12 protein-coding genes are annotated in these 18,094 nt (G+C 75.3%); 2 read left to right on the top strand and 10 right to left on the bottom strand.

Features of this window, described 5'->3' with window-relative positions; all coding sequences use genetic code 11:
• Window positions 1-81: 81 nt before the first annotated feature.
• Window positions 82-255: a thiazolylpeptide-type bacteriocin gene (locus ACFYZS_RS36875; protein WP_007268044.1), complete on the top strand. Its 174-nt coding sequence runs from the start codon at window positions 82-84 to the stop codon at window positions 253-255.
• Window positions 256-340: 85 nt separating this feature from the next.
• Here the strand turns inward: ACFYZS_RS36875 and ACFYZS_RS36880 are convergent, their stop codons facing one another.
• The 10 genes from ACFYZS_RS36880 to ACFYZS_RS36925 all read right to left on the bottom strand — a co-directional run bounded on the left by ACFYZS_RS36880 (window position 341) and on the right by ACFYZS_RS36925 (window position 16,877).
• Window positions 341-2,329 (bottom strand): TOMM precursor leader peptide-binding protein, encoded by a 1,989-nt coding sequence (locus tag ACFYZS_RS36880; protein WP_389022798.1) that lies wholly within the window; start codon window positions 2,327-2,329, stop codon window positions 341-343.
• Window positions 2,326-3,081 carry an ABC transporter permease gene (locus tag ACFYZS_RS36885; protein WP_389022801.1) on the bottom strand — a complete coding sequence of 252 codons (756 nt, stop codon included), beginning with the start codon at window positions 3,079-3,081 and terminating at the stop codon, window positions 2,326-2,328. The genes ACFYZS_RS36880 and ACFYZS_RS36885 overlap by 4 nt, the downstream gene beginning before the upstream one ends.
• A complete protein-coding gene (locus ACFYZS_RS36890; protein WP_389022803.1) occupies window positions 3,078-4,043 on the bottom strand; it encodes an ABC transporter ATP-binding protein in 966 nt (321 codons plus the stop codon). Before ACFYZS_RS36890 ends, ACFYZS_RS36885 begins: the two co-directional genes overlap by 4 nt.
• A gap of 39 nt (window positions 4,044-4,082) precedes the next feature.
• A complete protein-coding gene (locus ACFYZS_RS36895) occupies window positions 4,083-5,210 on the bottom strand; it encodes a peptidase M50 (protein ID WP_389022806.1) in 1,128 nt (375 codons plus the stop codon).
• Window positions 5,207-6,295, bottom strand: a complete 1,089-nt coding sequence (locus ACFYZS_RS36900; RefSeq protein WP_389022809.1) for a lantibiotic dehydratase C-terminal domain-containing protein — start codon at window positions 6,293-6,295, stop codon at window positions 5,207-5,209. Before ACFYZS_RS36900 ends, ACFYZS_RS36895 begins: the two co-directional genes overlap by 4 nt.
• Window positions 6,283-9,021: a lantibiotic dehydratase gene (locus tag ACFYZS_RS36905; RefSeq protein ID WP_389022812.1), complete on the bottom strand. Its 2,739-nt coding sequence runs from the start codon at window positions 9,019-9,021 to the stop codon at window positions 6,283-6,285. The genes ACFYZS_RS36900 and ACFYZS_RS36905 overlap by 13 nt, the downstream gene beginning before the upstream one ends.
• 84 nt (window positions 9,022-9,105) lie before the next feature.
• Window positions 9,106-10,686 (bottom strand): SagB family peptide dehydrogenase, encoded by a 1,581-nt coding sequence (locus ACFYZS_RS36910; protein WP_389022815.1) that lies wholly within the window; start codon window positions 10,684-10,686, stop codon window positions 9,106-9,108.
• Between the two features lie 33 nt (window positions 10,687-10,719).
• Entirely contained in the window at window positions 10,720-12,675 is a 1,956-nt protein-coding gene (locus ACFYZS_RS36915) for a TOMM precursor leader peptide-binding protein (RefSeq protein WP_389022818.1), read from the bottom strand.
• Window positions 12,665-14,884, bottom strand: a complete 2,220-nt coding sequence (locus ACFYZS_RS36920; protein WP_389022821.1) for a TOMM precursor leader peptide-binding protein — start codon at window positions 14,882-14,884, stop codon at window positions 12,665-12,667. Before ACFYZS_RS36920 ends, ACFYZS_RS36915 begins: the two co-directional genes overlap by 11 nt.
• A gap of 103 nt (window positions 14,885-14,987) precedes the next feature.
• On the bottom strand, window positions 14,988-16,877 hold the full coding sequence (locus ACFYZS_RS36925) for a BTAD domain-containing putative transcriptional regulator (RefSeq protein WP_389022824.1): 1,890 nt from the start codon (window positions 16,875-16,877) through the stop codon (window positions 14,988-14,990).
• Between the two features lie 382 nt (window positions 16,878-17,259).
• Between ACFYZS_RS36925 and ACFYZS_RS36930 the strand changes: the two genes are divergently transcribed.
• Window positions 17,260-17,991, top strand: a complete 732-nt coding sequence (locus ACFYZS_RS36930) for an NADPH-dependent F420 reductase (RefSeq protein WP_389022827.1) — start codon at window positions 17,260-17,262, stop codon at window positions 17,989-17,991.
• Window positions 17,992-18,094 lie beyond the last annotated feature (103 nt).

Below are 18,094 nucleotides of genomic sequence, written 5' to 3' on the forward strand. Positions count from 1 at the left end.
CTGACGGCGCGACCGGCTCTGATGGAAGGGCAACACCCAAGGGCCCGTCACCACCCGGCCGCACCGACCGAAGGAGCCATCATGGAGAAGTCGCCCCTCGCCTCGCTCGCCGACGAGATCCTCGAGCTCGAATCCGAGACGTTCGAGATCTCCGACTACTCGGACGCCAGCGAGGTCGTGCTCGCCGGTTCCACGAGCTGCAGCTCGACCTCGACCTGCTCCTCGACCACCAGCACGACCTCCTGCAGCGCCTGACCCCGGGTCAGGGGGCAGGCACACCGGTGCCCCGGCCCGCGCGGCAGCGCGCGGGCCGGGGCACCGTCGTACGGGAGGGGCGGGGTCAGGGGAACGGATGCGGGACCATCCGGATCTCCGCTTCCGCCAGATCCGTCCCGCGCAGCCCCGCCCGGCGCGGCGCCGTCCGCAGCCGCGGCAGGTACGGGGCCCGCCGGCGCGACCAGCCGAAGTCGATCGGCAGCAGCCCGGGCACCACCGCGCACACCGTGCGCAACCCGATCCGCCGCTGCTCGGGGGTGGTCTGGTCGACAGCGATCACATCGTGCCCCGCGTCCGTCAACTCCCGCACGCAGCACAGCAGGTCGTCGCGCAGGTCGCCGGTGGCCGGCCGTCCGCCGGAGCCCTTCGGCGGGTGCTGCCACGACCGGTACAGCGCGTCCATCGTCCCGATGCCCGCCGGCTCCGTGTAGGGCCGTACGTACGGGGCCATCGCGGGCAGCCCGTACAGCTGGGCGTGGTCCTTCAGGTGCCGTACGAGGCCGAAGTCGGCCGCCATCGCCTCCAGTTCGCCCCGGCGCTCGGCGACCTGCCGGGGCAGGTGCGGAATGTAGGTGAGGACCTCGGAGAGCGCTGCCTCCACGGCGGCCGCCGGATCGAGCGCCGCGCCCGCGCCGAAGGCGAACAGCCCCGGACCGCCGTCCCGGCGTATCGCGAGCCCGGTGACCACGGGCACCGCCAGGTCGATCCGGTTGTCGAACGCATGCACCTCGTACCCCTGGAGCGCGGCCCGGTCGGCCATCGTCCGCACCGCCCGCCCCGGCACCGAGCCCAGGTCGATCTCGGTGAGCGGCAGCCCGGCGTACCAGGCGAGCAGGAAGGCGTCCCGCTCGATCAGTTCGAGCAGGGCGCCCAGCAGGGCCTCCTCCGTGCAGCTGCCGATCGCGCAGCCGTTGGAGCACTCGAAGACGAAGTTGTCGGCCGCCAGCCCCGCGCTGTAGTGGACCAGCCGCGCCGGGACCAGCACCGGCCGGTCGTCGCGCAGCGAATGCCCGTACACCCACGGGATCGGCCGCTCCGGGTCGAAGGGCGAGACGAGCGGATCCTCACGGTAGGTCCGCGGAGCGTAGAACCCGCACGCGGCCGGGTTCAGCGCCCGGTCGCCCAACTCGGCGTAGGAGGCGGTGAGCAGGGAACTCCCGGTGCGGCGGTGCGTGCCCGCGTACCGCTCCAGACCTTCGAGGAACGCCAGGTCGCGGCTGGCCGTGTAGCTGTTGGCCTGCCCGCTCCAGGTGACGTCGGTCAGGCCCGCGTAGCCGCGCATGAAGACGCTGCCCGCGACGGGGGCGGTCGTGGGCGAGGTGATGTCGGTCCAGGTGCCCCCGCCGAGCACCCCGGTCACCGGGTTGGCGAGCGCCGCGTACGGCATCGGGTACGAGTCCGCCGCGCGCAGCCGCTGCGCTCCGGGGGCGGGTCGGGGCCGGGAGGCGGGCGTCAGGGGAACCGGGGCGTCGGCGCCGCGCGGTCCGCAGTCCGGGCAGAGCGGGTCGGCGGCCAGCGGGTACGTGCGGACCTGGAGGGTCTCCAGGTCGAGCCGGGTGACCTGGGGCAGGGCCCGGTCGGCCGCCGCCGGGCCGGGGGCGGCCGCGTACCCGCCGAACACCGCCTGGTGGAGCGCGTACGCGGCGTCCCGCAGCGCGGGGGTGAGCAGCGGCCACCACGCGGCCACCGGGGTGGGCACCGCGCTGCCGGTCTCCAGCGCGTCGCGCTCGCTGCGGCTGCGCAGCCGCTGCCAGCGCATCGCCAGGCACTGGCCGCAGGCCGGGGCGGAGCCGTCCCCGCCCCAGGGGCCGATGAGCACGGCCCGGCCGCCGAGGTGCACGGTGGCGGCCGGGCGCACCACCGCGAACGGGTCGGCGGTACGCGGCCCGAGGGCGTCGTGGACGCCCAGGGTGACCACCTCGGCGCCGAGTCCGGCCAGTGCCGCGGCCAGTGCGCGCCGGGCGGCCTCCAGCGGGGAGCCGTCCGCGGCGGCGGGGTGGTGGGAGCCTTGGAGGGGCGGGCTCACCTGCGTCGCATCGGTCACGCCCGTCATGTCCGGTTGCTCCAGCGGAAGGTCCTGAGCCCGATCGCGCCGAACAGCAGGGCGAAGCCGGCCAGGGCCGCGCAGCCGATGCCGATCGTCGCGAGCGAGCCGGAGCCGGTGAGAGCGCCCGTCGCCGCGTCGTTGAGGTAGCGCAGCGGAAGCACCCGGGAGACCGAGCGGAGCCAGGACGGCATCATGTCCAGCGGCAGGAAGGAGCCCGACAGGAACGCCATCGGCACCATCATGCAGTTGGCGATCGCGGCGACGGCCTCGGGCGTGTTCGCGTACGTCCCGACGATCACGCCGATCGACATGAAGGCGGTGATCCCGAGCACCAGCGCGGGCAGTACGAGCGGCCACCGCCCGTCCAGCACCAGCCCGAAGCCCGGCAGCATCGCGACCGCGACGAACACCGCGGCCTGTACGACGCCGACGACGAGCGCCAGCACGTACCGCGAGGCCAGCACCGTGGTCAGCGGGGTCGGGGTCAGCCGGATCAGCCGGAGCAGGTCGTCGCGCCGCCACTGCATCAGCGTGAACGCGATGCCGAACACGGCGGCGTTGGCGACGCCCCAGGACATCACCCCGGGCGCGATGTACGAGATGTACGGGCGGCCGCTCTGCTCCACGTCCTGCCCGCTGAAGATCAGGCCGAACACGACGAGGAAGAGCAGGGGGAAGGCGAACGTGAAGAAGAGGGTGGCCTTGTCCCGGACCTGCGCCCGGTAGCCGGCGGCCGTCAGGGCCGTGTAAGCGCTCATGCCTGGGACTCCGTGGTGTGGGGGTGCGCGGTGGGTTCGGGGCGGGCGTGGCCGGTGAGTTCGAGGTAGACGTCCTCCAGCGTGGCCGTACGGGTCAGCACCCCGTCGAGTCCGGTCAGCGCGTCGACGGCCTGGAGCACCTTGCCGGGCGTCGCGGTCTCCAGGACCAGCGAGCCGCCCTGCAGACTCGCCCGGTCCACCCCGGGCAGGGCCCGGGCCCGCTCGAGCTCGATCCGGCCGACCGGCAGCAGCAGCCGGGACGGCGCCCCGGCGGCGGTGACCAGGCGGTGCGGGGAGTCCAGGGCGGCCACCTTGCCGTCGACGAGTATCGCCACCCGGTCGCACAGGGCCTCGGCCTCGTCGAGGTGGTGGGTGGTGTAGACGATCGTGCGGCCCTCGCCCTTGAGCACGCGCAGCACCTCCCACAGGTCGCGGCGGGCCTGCGGGTCCAGGGCGGCGGTCGGCTCGTCCAGGAAGATCAGCTCCGGACCGTGGACCAGCGCCGAGGCGATGGCCAGGCGCTGGCGCTGACCGCCCGAGAGGTTCTCGACCAGTACGTCGCGCTGCTCGGTCAGCCCCACGGTCTCCAGGGTGCGGTCCGCGGCCGCCGGTCCGGTGCGGTACAGCCCGGCGACGGTGGCCAGGTGCTCGCGCGCGGTCTGCCGTACGAAGAACGCCGAGGCCTGGGTCTGTACGCCCATCCGCGGCAGCAGCGCGGTGTTGCGCGGCCAGGGGCTGTGGTCGAGGACCCGGACCGTGCCGGAATCGGCCTGCCGCAGTCCTTCCATGATCTCGATGAGGGTGGTCTTGCCCGCGCCGTTGGGGCCGAGCAGGCCGAAGAACTCGCCGCGCCGGACGTCGAGGGAGACCCCGTCCACGGCCCGGCGGTCGCCGTAGCGTTTGCGTACGTCGCGGACGGCGATGGCCGAGGAGTCGGGGGGCTGGGTGCTGTCGGTCGTCATGGGCGGTGCATTCCCTCGGTGTTGTCGCGGATGCGGGGATCAGGAAGGGGAGACGGGGGAGGCGGCGGCGATCGCGTACCAGGCGGCGGCCGCCAGGGCGCAGGCCGCCAGCAGGACCAGGACGGCCGAGCCGACGGCGTAGCCGAGGTAGATCCGGCGGGCCCGCGCCGGATAGCCGGCGGCCGCGGCCCGGTCGCGCAGCCGAAGCCGTACGTACGCGGATCCGGCGGGCGCCAGCCGGGTCACGCGCAGCGCGTGGCCGAGCATCGTGTAGCCGTCCAGCGGCGGCAGCGGGACGAGGTTGACCAGGGCCTGGGCGCTGCCGAGCAGCAGCAGCGCGCCGAGCACCCTGCCGGTGGCGTCGCCGGGGGCCAGGGCCGTCCACCAGCCGAAGAACGGCAGCAGGAAGAGCAGGTTGGCGAAGGCCCCGGCCGCGGCGACGGCCAGCTGGTCCCGGCGGCGGCGCAGATAGCGGTAGTTGTCGACGGTGCAGTACATGATCGCGACGGGCAGCCGCCAGCGCAGCCCGATCTCGCCGACGGTCCCGCCGACATGGCGGGCGGCGATCCCGTGCGCGAATTCGTGCAGCACCGTACTGAGCCACAGCAGCGTGGCCACGGCCAGCAGCGGCGCCGGATGCGAGGCCAGCCACCCCAGGTCGCGTACGAGCGCACCGGCGTTCGCGGCGAGCACCGACTCCATCGCCAGGCAGCCCAGGAGCAGCAGCCCCAGCACCGCCGGGTGCAGGGCCGGCCGCAGGAAGCGGTGCAGCCGGGCGGTCGTCGCATCGGCGTCCGCGACCAGCCGCAGGGTGCCCCGCAGCAGGTTCCCGGTCCGCGGTGGGCCGGCGGCCTTCGCCGCGGCCGGCGGCGGACCGCCCGCGAGCAGCCGCCGGGTCCCGAGCAGGGCCAGCAGCTGCTGCCAGTTCCGTTCGCCGAGCCGGCGGCCGAAGGCCTCCCCGTACGCCGCGCCGATCTCCGCGAGCGTACGGGTCCCGTCGAGGCGGGAGACGAGGAAGAACTCCTTCGGTCCGATCTCGAACGAGGCCCCGGACACCGGGTCCTTGACCAGATGGACCACGGCCGGCCCGTTCAGCAGCGGCGGGGACAGCAGGATGCCGGGGCGCAGCGCCGGCCGGTGCTCCGGCAGCCCGGCGGGGGTGCTCACGCCCCGACCGCCTCGGCCGGACCGGAGCCGGACGGGCCGCCCGCCTCCTCGCGCAGCACCCGGCCCAGCAGGTGCGCGAGGTAGGCCTCGTCCCGGATCGTCACGTGCAGCCGGTTGTTGGTCATGTGCATGTACGGGGAGAGCAGCAGCGGCAGGGCCGCAGCCGGATCGGTCACCCGCTCGTCGCGCGTGCCGTCCCAGGAGCGGAAGACCAGCTCCCCGGCCCTCGCGAGCTCCTCGGCCCGCCCGCGCAGCTCGCGGCAGTGCTCCGCCCATCCGGCCAGGAAGCCCGGCAGCCGGCCCGTCTCCCCTGCGGCGAGCGCCTCGCGGACGGCGGCGAAGCGGCGCGCGATGCCCGGGCCGGTCTGTTCGTACGTGCGGTCGTACTCGGCCGAGCCGATGAACCCGGTGCCGGGGAACGCCCGGTGCCAGAACGCGTAGTAGCGGTCGAGGTAGCCGCCGAGTTCCTCCCGGTCGGGCAGGAACACCCCCGCCATCACCATCATCAGCTGGGCCGAGGTGCCCAGCAGCACGGTCCGCAGGTGCAGGTTCATCCCGCTCAGCGCGTCCATGACGAGATCGCTGGAGTGCGCGAAGTGCCATTCGGCCAGTTCGACCCCGGCCGGGCCGCCGTACTTGCCGTACTCGGGCTCGTAACGCTCGTACGCGTAGCTGTTGTTGGGCCGCAGGTTCATCCGGCCGTCGGGGCCCATGAACGCGGCCCGGTCGCCCTCGGGGAACTCGATGTCGAAGAGGGTGTTGTAGAACTCGTTGAGGAAGCCGGAGTCGACCTCGTAGAGCGCGGGCCGGGCCTTGAGGAAGGCCGCGACGGCCTCCTCGGTGCGGCGGCGCACCTCGGGCCCGTCCTCGGGCGTGGCGGGGCGCAGCCGCAGCCGTACGTGCGGCCCCTCCAGCCAGTAGTTGATGAAGAAGTGCCCGGCGAGCAGCCCGTCCCGCGACAGGCCGGCGACCAGCGGGCGCACGCACTGCACGAGCAGGGGCGTCGGGTTGGCTGCGTAGAAGACGTGCACGGCCTGCCAGGCGCCGCGCTCGTCGGCACCCGCCTTCTCGGTCAGCTCTGACATCGGGGTCCGCCTTCCGGGCGTCGGATGAGGGTGGTGAAGGTCTCGACGGCGAGTTCGGCGACGTGGGCGCCGTGCGCGGAGTACGTGTGCAGGCCGCCGGGGTCCGGGAGCATCTCGCGGAAGACCACCCGGTGGCCGGGATCGCGCAGCAGCGGCTCGAAGGCCGAGAGCGAGAGCAGGCTGGAGAAGTCCACGTACTGCGGTTTGGCCCCCAGCGCGGAGGGCCCGGCGGAGACGGTGGCGAACACCCGCTCCGGCAGCCCGTGTGCCCGCCGCCAGCGCTGCCACTCCAGGAAGTGCCCAGCCTCCTGCGCCCCCTGCACGGGGAGTTCACCGGCCGTCGTGGTCCAGCTGCGCCTGCTCAGTACGAGGTCCCCGTGCACGACCCGCGGACGGGTGCGCACCCCGCCGTGCGCGTCGCCCTCCGGCACCCCCGCCCACACGTCCAGCGGGGACATCGAGGAGGGGGAGAGCAGCAGCAGCGTCCGCGGGATCGCGGGCAGCGCGAGCGGTACCAGATAGCCGAGGTAGACCGGGATCACCTCGCGGCCGAGCCGGTGCGAGCGCAGCACCACCCGGCCGGTCTCCGGCAGGTGCTCGGCGTACAGGTCGGCCAGGGGCAGCCGGCGGTCCTCCGGCAGGGTGCCGCTCTCGCCCGGGCAGACGATCTCGTAGTCGGTCAGCCGGCCGTGCAGATTGAGGTTGGTGGTCACCGGGCCGCCGGTGACCTCGGCGAAGACGGCTCCATGCGGGCCGACTTCGGCGGCGGTCGCCCGCAGGCTCTCGGCCAGCCCCGGGCCTTCCCCGCCATCCCCGTACACGTGCGTGAAGCGGCTGAAGGGGAAGGACAGGCCGCCGTACGAGCGGTTCAGCACGGTCAGCGGCTCCCCGGTGGCCGGATCGCCGCCCGGCTGGAGGTGGTGACAGCGGGGCGCGAACCCGGCCAGCACCGGCTCCAGTTCGCCCGCCACGGCCTCGATGTCCGCCTGGTCCAGGCGCAGTTCACCCGTGCCGTGTTCCCCGTACGCCGACCAGGCCGCCCGCATCCGCCCGATGAAGGCGCGCCGCGCGGCGTCCAGGGCCCGGATGCCCGGCAGGGAGAGCCAGTTCTCCTCGGGGACGTACTCCCCGCGCGCGTCGAAGGGCGTACGGCGGGACGTGAACGACAGGTACTGGTCGAAGAAGTCCTCGTGGAAGTCGTGGACGAGCCCCAGCAGGTCCTCGCAGCGGCCGCCGGGGCCGTAGCGGGCGGTGAAGAACCCCTCGAACGTGATCCGCTGGGCCAGCGTGAGGTCGAAGGCGGGCAGGATCCGCTCGACGGAGCGCAGCGCCCCGCCGTCGCCGCCCGCCGCCGCCCAGGACGGCTCCGGGCAGGCCAGCTCCCGGCCCGCGCTCACGTCCTCGTACAGCAGCGTCTGCGGCAGCGCGGCATCCGGGGCGCCGAGTTCGCGCTGCACCCGGTGCAGCGACGAACGCAGCCCGCGCAGCAGCCGCGCCCGCTCCGCCGCCCCGGCCGCCGGATAGCGCTCCAGTACGGCGGCGGGCGCGTCGAGGAGACCGGCGAGGGCGTCCGCCCACGGCCGCTCCAGGGCGGACAGGGACCGCTGGAACGCGCGCAGCGGATCCCCGTCGTGCACCTCGGTGTCCAGGCAGGGCGCCCGCACCATGCCGAGCTGGAGCAGCGCTCCGATGTACGCCTCGCAGTCGGCCGGCGCCGCGCCGTGCTCGGCGGCCAGCCAGTCGGCCAGCTCCCGGTGGCGCAGCTCGGGGCGCTCCGCGAACAGGGCCAGCAGCCGGTCGAGGGTGCCGCTGCGGCGCAGGAAGAACAGCCGGTCCTTGACGGCGTCGAAGGTGACCGCCGCCGCGTCGTCGCCCGCCGTGACCGAGCGCCGCACATAGCGGATCCGGTCCTCCTCGCGGCCCCAGCCGGGGGCCGGGCGCAGCGGCAGGTCCCGCCGCCGCACCGGATCGGCGAGGACCAGCTCGGCGATCCGGGCCAGCACCACGACGTTCAGCCGGACGTGGCTGGTCCAGGTGTCCGCGGTCCGGATGCCGGCGCCGGGCGACGCGTCGGGGGTGAACCGGCCGGTGGCCACGGCGGTGAACGTACTGAACGGGCTCGTCTTGCAGGCCGTGCGGTAGACGTACGAGAGCACCGAGCGCTCCACCTTGCGGGCCCGGCCGCCGGGTACGCCGGTGGCCCCCGCGTACCCGTCGAGCTGTGCTTCGAGCACCGGCGAGGCCAGCAGCAGGCCCCTGCGGAGCCGGTCGTCGCCCAGCAGTTCGCGCAGCGCGGCACGGCCCCGCCCGAGATCCCCGCCGAGCAGCCCGGCCCCCTCGGCGACCAGGGTGTCCAGCCGGCGCCGCCGCAGCACCCAGGCGGAGAGGTGCCCGGCCGCGACGCCGTCCACGTCGGAGACCTCCCGTACGGCCGCGTCGGGGTCGGCGGGCAGCCTGCCGTTGTGGATCTGCCGGCGCAGCCGCAGCAGGGCGCGGCGGCGGGCCGCGCCCTCCGCGCCCGGGCCGGGGTCGGTCGCGCCCACCGCCTTGTGCAGGGCCTCGCTCAGCTGCTCCGCGTCGGCGCGCAGCGAGTCCTCGGCCGACAGCACCTCGGCTGCCCAGCGGCTGGTGTCCGGGCAGCGCAGCGCGTCGACCGCGGTCAGGGGCAGACCGGCCACGCGCAGCATGAAGCGGTCTCCCGCCCGCCATTCGGTGGTGCTGTTCATCCTGATCGTCCTGGTCCTGTCGTCGGTGGGATCGGGGTCGGGGGCCGGTGTGGGGGCCGGCGTCGGTGGCGGTGGCGGCCGGGTTCAGGCGATCTCGTGCCGGAAGTCGGCGGGCCGCGGCCGCTCATGGCCGAGCAGCATGATCAGCAGCGGTGCCTCGTCGGTGCCGGTCAGCCCCAGCTCCTCGATGTGGCTGACGGTGTCGAATCCGAGGGCCACGCCCGCGCCGAGCCCGTGGGCGGCCGCGCCGGTGTAGAAGGTCTGCGCGACGGCCCCGACGGCGGCGCCCACGAGCCGGTAGCCGCGGTCGCCCACCGCGTCGAGCACGGCCGCCGTCCGTACGGTCGGCACGACCACCGCACCCGCCTGCTCCAGGTTGTAGTTGGAGAGGAAGTAGCTGCGCTGCAGGAACGGCCCGGGCGGCCCCGGGACCACCAGGCGCAGGGTGCGGGCCGCCGGATCGTAGGCGTACGCGCCCGGGGCGACCCCCGCCACGTGGTTGACGAAGACGTACAGCGAGGTCAGCCCCGGCCCCTCGGGCCGCTCGGCCTCGCTGCCCACCGCCGTCGCGGCGCAGTCCGCCAGTACGGCGGCCAGCTGCTCCGGCGCGAGCGCGCGGCTCGCGTCGAACCGGCCGAAGCTGCTGCGCCGGGCCCGCAGCGCCGCGTGGACGCCGAGGGGCGCGGTGGCGGGCGCGGGCAGCGGCAGCGGGTCCGTACCGCGCGGCGGATGCGCGGCGGCGCGGTCGAGCGCTCCGGGCTCCGGTCGGTCGGCGGCGCGGCCGAGGGTGGCCTCGTGGATCCGGTGCAGGGAATCGAAGGCCAGGACCCGGCGGGAGCGTTCCCGGTCGCGGTGGCGGACGGCGGCGGGGGAGGCGGAGGCGGCGGCGGAGGGCGCGGGGACGGAGGCCGTGTCCGCACGCTCTCCCGCCCACTCCAGCGGCACGACCGCGAAGACCCCCTCCTCCCGGTGGTCCACGCCCAGCAGACGGGCGAGCCGCTCCTCGTCGAACCAGAGCACCGGCGCGATCCGCAGCCCGTGCTCCTGCGCCCACAGCCGCCAGGTCTGGAGCACCGTGCCCACGTCCATGCTCACGGCGTGGAAGGAGAAGCTGTTGTACTTGAAGGAGTTCTGCCAGTACTTGACGCCGAGGATCAGGTACTGGCCGGCGCCCGAGGCGTGCGCCGGGGCGTCGGACCCCAGCGCCTCCCGGATGTCACCGGTGACGTCGCCGGTCAGCAGCCGCCGCATCCCGTGCTGGTGCGGGGCGTAGTGGTACACGCCCGGCGTCAGCGGGCCGCCCGGGCCGGCCGCCCAGTGGACGGCGACCGGGTAGAGACCGCCCCCGGAGGCCGTCCCGCGGGACCAGTTGGCCTGCGGGTAGTGGGGCAGCGCCGCCAGGTCCGTATTGGCCTGGACGCCGAGGCGCCGGCCGGTCAGCCCGTACGAGTCCTGCAGCATTCCGGAGAGCAGAGGCAGGTCGAATCCGCGGGCGGCACCGGTCGAAGGCCCGTGCCGAGGCTCGGGCAGCGGCAGGGTCTCCGCGCCCGGATGGAACTTCGCCTTGCGCGGGCGGTCGGCCCAGTCGGGGACGAAGTCGACGGGCTCCATCGGCACCCGGCCGCGGTGCATGATGGCGGTGGCGTAGTCATGGGCGTAGCCCACGGGTCCTCCTACGGTCGGGGGGCGGTCGGGCGGTCAGGGGAAGGGGTGCGGCGCCGGGTTGAACTCGGCGGGCTCCAGATCGCGCTCGCGCAGCCCCGCCTCCCGCAGCGCGGTCCGCAGCCGGGGCATGCCGAGCGCCCGCTGGCGCGACCAGCCGAAGTCGATCGGCAGCAGCCCGGGCACCAGCACGCTCACCGTGTGCAGCCCCAGGACCCGCTGCTCGGGCAGGGTCTGGTCGACCACCACCACGTCGAAGCCCTCGCCGGCCACCGCGTCGACGCACCGCGCCACGTCCTCGCGCACGTCGTCCGACCCGCCCGCCCCGCCCCACCGGTCCTCGGGCGGGCGCAGTGCCGAGACGGGCCGCGGCGGCTCCGTCGCCGGTCCGCGCAGCAGGAAGTCCGCGTGCCGGCCCATCTCCGGGACCCCGTACACCAGCGGGTGGTCGTGGAGCGCGGTGACCAGGTCGAAGTCGGCGGCCATCGCCCGCAGTCGGGCCTCGTCCCGCTCGGTGCGCCCGGGCAGGTTCACGGCGTCCGTCGCGATCTCGCACAGCGCCGAGTCCAGCGCCGACTCCGGGTCCAGCCCGGCCCCGGCCCCGAAGCACATCCGGCCGGGTCCGCCGTCGAACCGCTCGGCGACGGCGGTCACGACCGGGACGGGGAAGGTGATCCGGGTGTCGAAGAACCGCGCCCGGTACCCGTACAGGGCGAGCCGGTCCACCATCACGCGGGTCGAGGTCCGGCCGCTGGTCGCCGGGTCGATCTCGGGCAGCGGCTGGCGTCCGTACCAGGCGAGCAGGAAGGCGTCCCGCTCGATGACCTCCATCAGCCCGAAGTAGACCGCTTCGGCCAGACTCCCGCCGGTGGCACAGCCGTTGGAGCTCTCCTGCACGAAACGGTTCTCCAGACCGGGCGAGTGGTAGTAGGTCAGCACCTCCGGCACCAGGCGCGGTACCCGGTCGCGCAGCGACCAGCCCCAGACCCACGGGATCTCCCGGTCGGGGTCGAAGGGCCGCACGCGCGGGTTGTCCGCGTGGAACCGCTCGCTGTAGAGGCCGACTTCGCGCGGGTCCACGGCCTCGGCGCCGAGCCGGGCGAGCGAGCCGCGGACGCCGGTCGTCCGGGTCCGGGCGCGCATTCCGGCGTACCGCTCCAGCCCCTCCAGGACCCCGACGCGGGCGCTGCGGTCGAAGGAGTCGGTGTGGCCGCCCCAGAAGGTCTCGCGCAGATAGGGGCCGGAACGCAGCGAGAAGCAGCCGATGGTGGCGGAGGTGGAGGTGGAGGAGATGTCCTGGACGAGGGAGGGGCCCAGCGCACCGCACAGCGGATTGGCGAAAGCCGCCACGTCGAGGGCGTACGACTCCACGGGCCGGGTGCGGAAGGCCCCCGGCCGGTACTTCGGCGCGGGCGCCAGCGGCTCCAGGGCGCGCGGCTCGTCGGCGGCGGGCGCCGCGCACACCGGGCACTCGGGATCGGGCACGAGCGGGTACCGCCGCACGGCGCCGCTGCCGAGGTCCAGGGACCGCACCTCGGGGAACGGCCCGCGGGGGACCGCGGCTTCCTCGACCCCCGCGACGAGCGCCGCGAGGGCGTCGGCGGCGAAGGCGTGGGCGTACGGCCAGTCGCCGGCCGCCCGGGTGCCCCCGCCCAGCTCCAGGGCGTCCCGCAGCGCCACCGACCGTACGGCCTGCCAGCGCCGCTCAAGGCACCGGGCGCACCCCGGACCGCCGGCGCCGGGCAGCGGCGCCGGGCCGACCACGGCCTGACGGCCGTACAGCCGTACGGGCAGGTCGGGGCCATCGGCTCCGCGGGGCGCGGCCTCGGCGAAGGCGTTGCCCGCCCCGAGCACCGACAGCTCCACCGGGGGCCCGCCGAGGGCGTCCAACGCCCGGTCCAGCAGCGCCGTGAACCGCTCGGCCGGACCGGCCCCGAGCACGTCCCGCACAGCGGGGTCGGCCCGGACCAGAGCGGGGCGGTCAGGCGTCATCGCCGGGCTCCCGCACCGCCGTCAGCAGCACCCGTACGGTGTGGACGCCCGCGGAGGCCAGCTCGGGCGCGCCCGTCGGAACCAGGTACGCATCGCGCCCGGCGGCGCCGAGCCGCTCCAGCACCTCCGGCCAGCCGACCGCGCCTTCGTCGGTGTTCGCCCCGCCGCCCGGGCCGGACACCGCCAGGGCCCGGGGATCGAGGTCGCGCAGCAGTGGATCGCCGGTGTCGGCCGGTCGGCCGCCGCCCGCGCGGTCGCCCTCGTACTGGGCCGCACCGAGGAGTTCGGCCAGCGCGGCCGCGGTCGCCGTACGCCGGTCCAGGCCGCTGCCGACCGCCCAGCGCTCCGCGGAGCGGGCGAGCAGCACGCTCACGCCGCTGCGGTCGCCCTCCCCGAGGTCGAGCAGCTCCACCGGCAGCTCCAGCCGGTCCGCCGAGCGTACGAGGAAGGCGAGTTCGGCGTCCGGCCCGTCCGGGTCCGGCAGCGGCACCGGGGTGGCCGTGGCGCCCCGTACCGCGCGCAGCAGCGCGTCGTACGCGAGGGCCGAGAGCAGCCCGGCCGCCGCGGCGTCGGCGGGGGCGGGGCCCGCACCGGCCCCCGCCCGGGTCCGCTCGAAGAGCCGGTCGCCATTGTGCGGTCCGAAGGGGCGGACGGCCCCGGCCGGGACGAGGACGGGTTCCTTCGTCAGGAGCGAGACGGCCGGCTGGTGGACGGCGGCCCGGCCCGGCAGCCCCGAGGCGAGGGCGAGGGGGGCCGGGTCCGCCGGGGAGCCGGTCACCAGCCCGCGCGCGGGGACGACGTGCTCGGCGTACACGAGCGCGGCCGCGTCCAGGGCGCGCATCCGGGCTCCGGCGACGTGGTGGACGTCGAAGGCCGCGATCGCACGTGCCCCGGCGTGGCCGATGCCCAGCTCGACCACGCCGAGCTTGAGGGGGATCTGGGTGAGCGCCTCGTCCGCGAAGCCGGTGAACACCCCGGCGTACGGGCGGACGATGGCGGAGCGCCGGTTCAACTCCGCCACCAGCTCGTCCGCTTCGCGGGCGGTGTCGAGCGTCGGCAGCGCCGGGGCGCCCGAGGTGCCCGCCGCGGTCAGGTCCACCGGCTCCGCGGCCGCCCGGTCGTCCGGGGTGCCGCAGCCGTCACCCCCGGCGCAGAACGGGCAGCGCGGGTGCGGGAACAGCGGCTCGGCGGTGACGTCCAGCGACTGCGTGTCCTGGACGACCAGCCGCCCGGAGGTCTCCGCGGGCAGCGCACCCGTGGCCGCGCGGAAGACCTCGTAGCCGAGCAGATTGCCGAGCATCGCGGCCAGCGGCCGGCCCGGCACGGGAGCCGAGGGCACGGTCGCGGCGCCCGGCAGGGCCAGGGTGCTCCACAGGTCGGCGGCCCCGGAGCCGGGGCGGGCCGAGCCCAGCCGCAGCGCCGCGCAGGCCCAGCAGCCCTCGGTCCCGGCGGCCATCAGCGGGCCGACGACGGCGTCCGACCCGTACGACCAGGCCGGAAGCAGGGTCCGGCCCTCGGGTATCCCGGCGCGCAGCAGCGGGAGCAGCCGTACGGGGGCCGTATGACCCCCGGTGACCACGACGAAGTCGTACCCCGCCAACTCCTCCCACCCGAGGGGCTCCCCGCCCGGGGGCAGGGTGCGTATCTCCACCGGGCAGCCGTCGGCCCGGGCCTCCTGCGCGTCCTCCTCGACGAGCTCCCGCTCCGCGCCGGGCGGCACGCCGACGACCGCACAGCCGTTGCGGACCAGGCTGAGGGCGCACCATCGGGCCACGGAGTCCTCGCCGAGGACGGCGACCCGCGTGCCGCGGAAGCGCAGGAACCGCTCCTCGGCCTGGTCGGCGTAGTGGTCCACGTACGCGATCTGCGGCGCGAACCGCCTGGCCACGTCCGCCGGGAGCTCCGGTCCGGCGGGGGTCCGCGGGGCCGGCACGGAGCGGGCGAAGTCCCGTTCGTACAGCGTCTTGACGAGTTCGCCGACCATCGCGCGCTGAGCCTCGCCGAGGCCCTGGCAGAGCTCCGCGACGGTGTGCTCGCCGGTGAGGTGCGGGACGATCAGCGCGGCGAACCGGTACGCCGTGCGGGCGGTGAGGCGGAACCCGCCGTCGGAGTTGTGGAAGAGCACACCGTCGGGCGTCTCGGTGAAGAGCACGTCCCGGCGTATCCGGGGCCGGGAGGCGGCGACGGTCTCATAGCTGGCTTGGGACATGGGACACCCCTGGGTGCGGTGTGGGTGGAGGGGAACGGCAGCGGGAGGCGTGGGGAGACGGGCCGTACGGGGAGGCCGCCGGGCGGAGGCCGGCGCTCGGAGGTCAGCGCGGGACGGGGGTGGTCGCGGGCGTCGGGAGGGATCCGCGGGCCAGCCAACGCGCGTAGACGCGGAGGAAGGAATGGAGGCGGTACGGCGGCGTGCCCGGTGGCCCGTCCTCCAGCATCCCCGCCTCCACGAGCTGTTCGAGCTCGGTCTCGGAGCCGGCCTCCGTGAGGGGGGACCGCGGACCGAGCGTGCCCAAGCGGAGGAAGACCTCGCGCAGTTCGGCCGACAGGGCCCCGACGGCCTGCCCGAACACCTCCGGTACGGAGAGCCGCGGATCCTCGGCGAGGGCGAGGCGGGCGGGCGGCTCCTCGGCGAGCCAGGCCGTGCAGTCGGCCACGGACAGGCCGGGCCGGGTCAGCAGGCGGCCGGCCGCGATGCGCAGGGCGAGCGGGAAGTGCCCGCAGACGTCCGCGAGTTCCGCGGCGGCCTTCGCCTCGGCCGCGATCCGGTCGGTGCCGACGAGCCCGGCGAGCAGTGCGTACGCCTCGTCCGGGCCGAGGGCGTCCAGCCGGTGGACGGCGCCGCCGTGCGTGGCGACGACGGCGGCGAGCCCGCGTCTGCTCGTGACCAGCACGGAGGCGTCCTCGGCCGCCGGGAGCAGCGGCAGCACCTGCCCGGCGCCGGCCGCGTCGTCGAGGACGAGGAGCCGGCGGCCCCGGCCGCCGTCCTCGGGCCCCGGCAGCAACGCGCGGGCCTCGTCCGGGCCGAGGGCGCCGCCGTCGGGCCGCGCCAGCGCGAGGGTGAAGATCCCGCCGGGGAACGCGTCGCGGACCTCGTACGCGCACTGGTGGGCCAGCGCCGACTTGCCGATGCCGGGCGCGCCCGAGACGACGACCAGCCGGGGACCGTCGGCGGAGGTCAGCCGGGCGGCGATGGCCCCGCGGTCGGTCTCCCGCCCGGCGAACCCGGGTACGGGCACGAGGCCCGGTCTGCCGGGGCGGCCCTTGGCCGGCACCCCGCGCCAGCCGCTGTCCGCCGCGGGCCCGGCGGTCCGGGCCGACGGCAGGGGCAGCGCGCCCGGCGCGGCGGCGGTCCGCGGCAGGCCGGGCCCCGCGGGAGGCCGCGCGGCAGCCGGCGCGGCCGGCCCCGTCCCGGCACCGGGCCCCGGCCGGGCCGCGGGGCCCGCGGCCGCCGCCTCCGGCCCGCCGATCTCCTCGGCGCGCAGGATCGCCAGTTCCAGACGGCGCAGCCCGGCCCCCGGGTCCACGCCGAGCTCGTCGCGCAGCCGGTCCCGTACCGTGCGGTACTCGGCGAGGGCCTCCGCCTGCCGCCCCGTGCGGTAGAGGGCTTCGATGAGCTGTTCGGTGAAGCGCTCGCGCACCGGATGCCGGCGGGCGCTGTCGTACAGGTCGACCAGTACCTGGTGGCAGTTCCCGGCGGCGAGTTCGAGATCGCAGACCCGCTCCAGCACGCGCAGCCGCTCCTGTTCGAGCGAGGGCACCGCGTCGCGCCGGAGCATCCGCGAGGCCACGTTGGCGAGCGGCGGCCCGTGCCACAGGGAGAGCGCCTCGCGCAGCCGGTACAGCTCCTCGCCCGGACCGCCGGCGGCACCCGCCCGGGAGGTCAGGGCGCGGAAGAGGACGAGGTCGAGGGTCTCGGCGTCGTTGTGCATCCGGTATCCGCCGGGCACGGCCTCGATGGTGGTCGTGGATATGCCGTACTTCGTGAATAACCTCCGCAGCCTCAGGACGCACGTCTGCAGCGCGGCTCGCGCGGTGGCCGGCGGGTCCTCGTCCCACACCGCACTCACCAGATAGGTGGTCGAAACGACGACCCCGGGATGCAGAAGAAGAGCGGCGAGAAGGCTGGTCGGCTTGGATGGCTTGAGAACTACGGTTTCCGGGCCGTGGGCAATACTCAACGGCCCCAAAAGCTGGAACCGCATACTGGTCCCTCGTGTCGGGTCACGTATTTCGCGAACGAGCAGGACAGAGGCGGTGGTCGGCCGCGCCTGCTCTCCGCCCCCCGGTGGGGCGGCGAATGAATGAAACACTACATAAGGGATCTTGTGAAAGTCGAGTGGTGTACGGCTTGTTTTCGACCGCAACGGCGATTCTCTTTCTTTCCGTCACCCTGGAGTCCCGTGAAGTTACCACCGGTTGGCGAGGATGTTCACGTGTAAACGAATTACCGGTGCGGATCTCGCCGCGCGGCAATCGAAGTCGATTTCCGGTCATGCGCCGCCGGAGTTCTCTGGCTGATTTCGTACGGGCCGGGATCCGGCCACTCGTTCGGGGGATCCGTGGGACGGGAGGGCCGGACGCGGAATGCGCTGCGGCGCCCGGTGGTTCGGACTCCACGCAGCACCCGACCACCCTGCACGCACTGGAGAGCTCATGAAGATCGGCATCATCGGCGCAGGCAACATCGGCGGCAACCTCACCCGCCGCCTCACCGCCCTCGGACACGAGGTGTCCGTGGCGAACTCCCGCGGCCCCGAGACCCTGGCCGACCTCGCGAAGGAGACCGGGGCCACCCCCGTCACCGTCGCGGAGGCGGCCCGCGGGGCCGAGGTCGTCGTGGTCACCGTCCCCCTGAAGAACGTGGCGAACCTGCCCGCCGGCCTCTTCGACGAGGCGGCGAAGGACTTCGTCCTCATCGAGACCGGCAATTACTACCCGCAGCAGCGCGACGGCCGCATCGCCGAGATCGAGGACGAGGGGCTGACCGAAAGCGGCTGGAGCCAGCGCCGCCTCGGGCACCCGGTGGTCAAGGCCTTCAACGGGACGTACGCCGAGGACATCCTGGCCCTGCACCGCCCGGCCGGGGCCCCCGACCGGGTGGCCCTCCCGGTGGCCGGCGACGACGCGGCGGCGAAGGAGGCCGTACGGGCGCTCATCGACGAGCTCGGCTTCGACACCGTCGACGCGGGCGGCATCGAGGACTCCTGGCGCCAGCAGCCGGGCACCCCCGTGTACGGGCTCCGCGCGGGGACCGACGCGGTCGTGAAGGCCCTCGCCGAGGCCTCCCCGGTCCGCCAGGCGGCCTTCAAGGGCTGACCGCCGCGGGCGGGGGCGGGGGGTCGGGGGGCCCCCCCCCCCCCCCCGCGCCCCCCCCCCCCCCCCGCGCCCCCGCCCCCCCCCGCGCCCCCCCCCCGCCCCG

Source organism: Streptomyces sp. NPDC001903 (assembly GCF_042891345.1).
Lineage (GTDB): Bacteria > Actinomycetota > Actinomycetes > Streptomycetales > Streptomycetaceae > Streptomyces.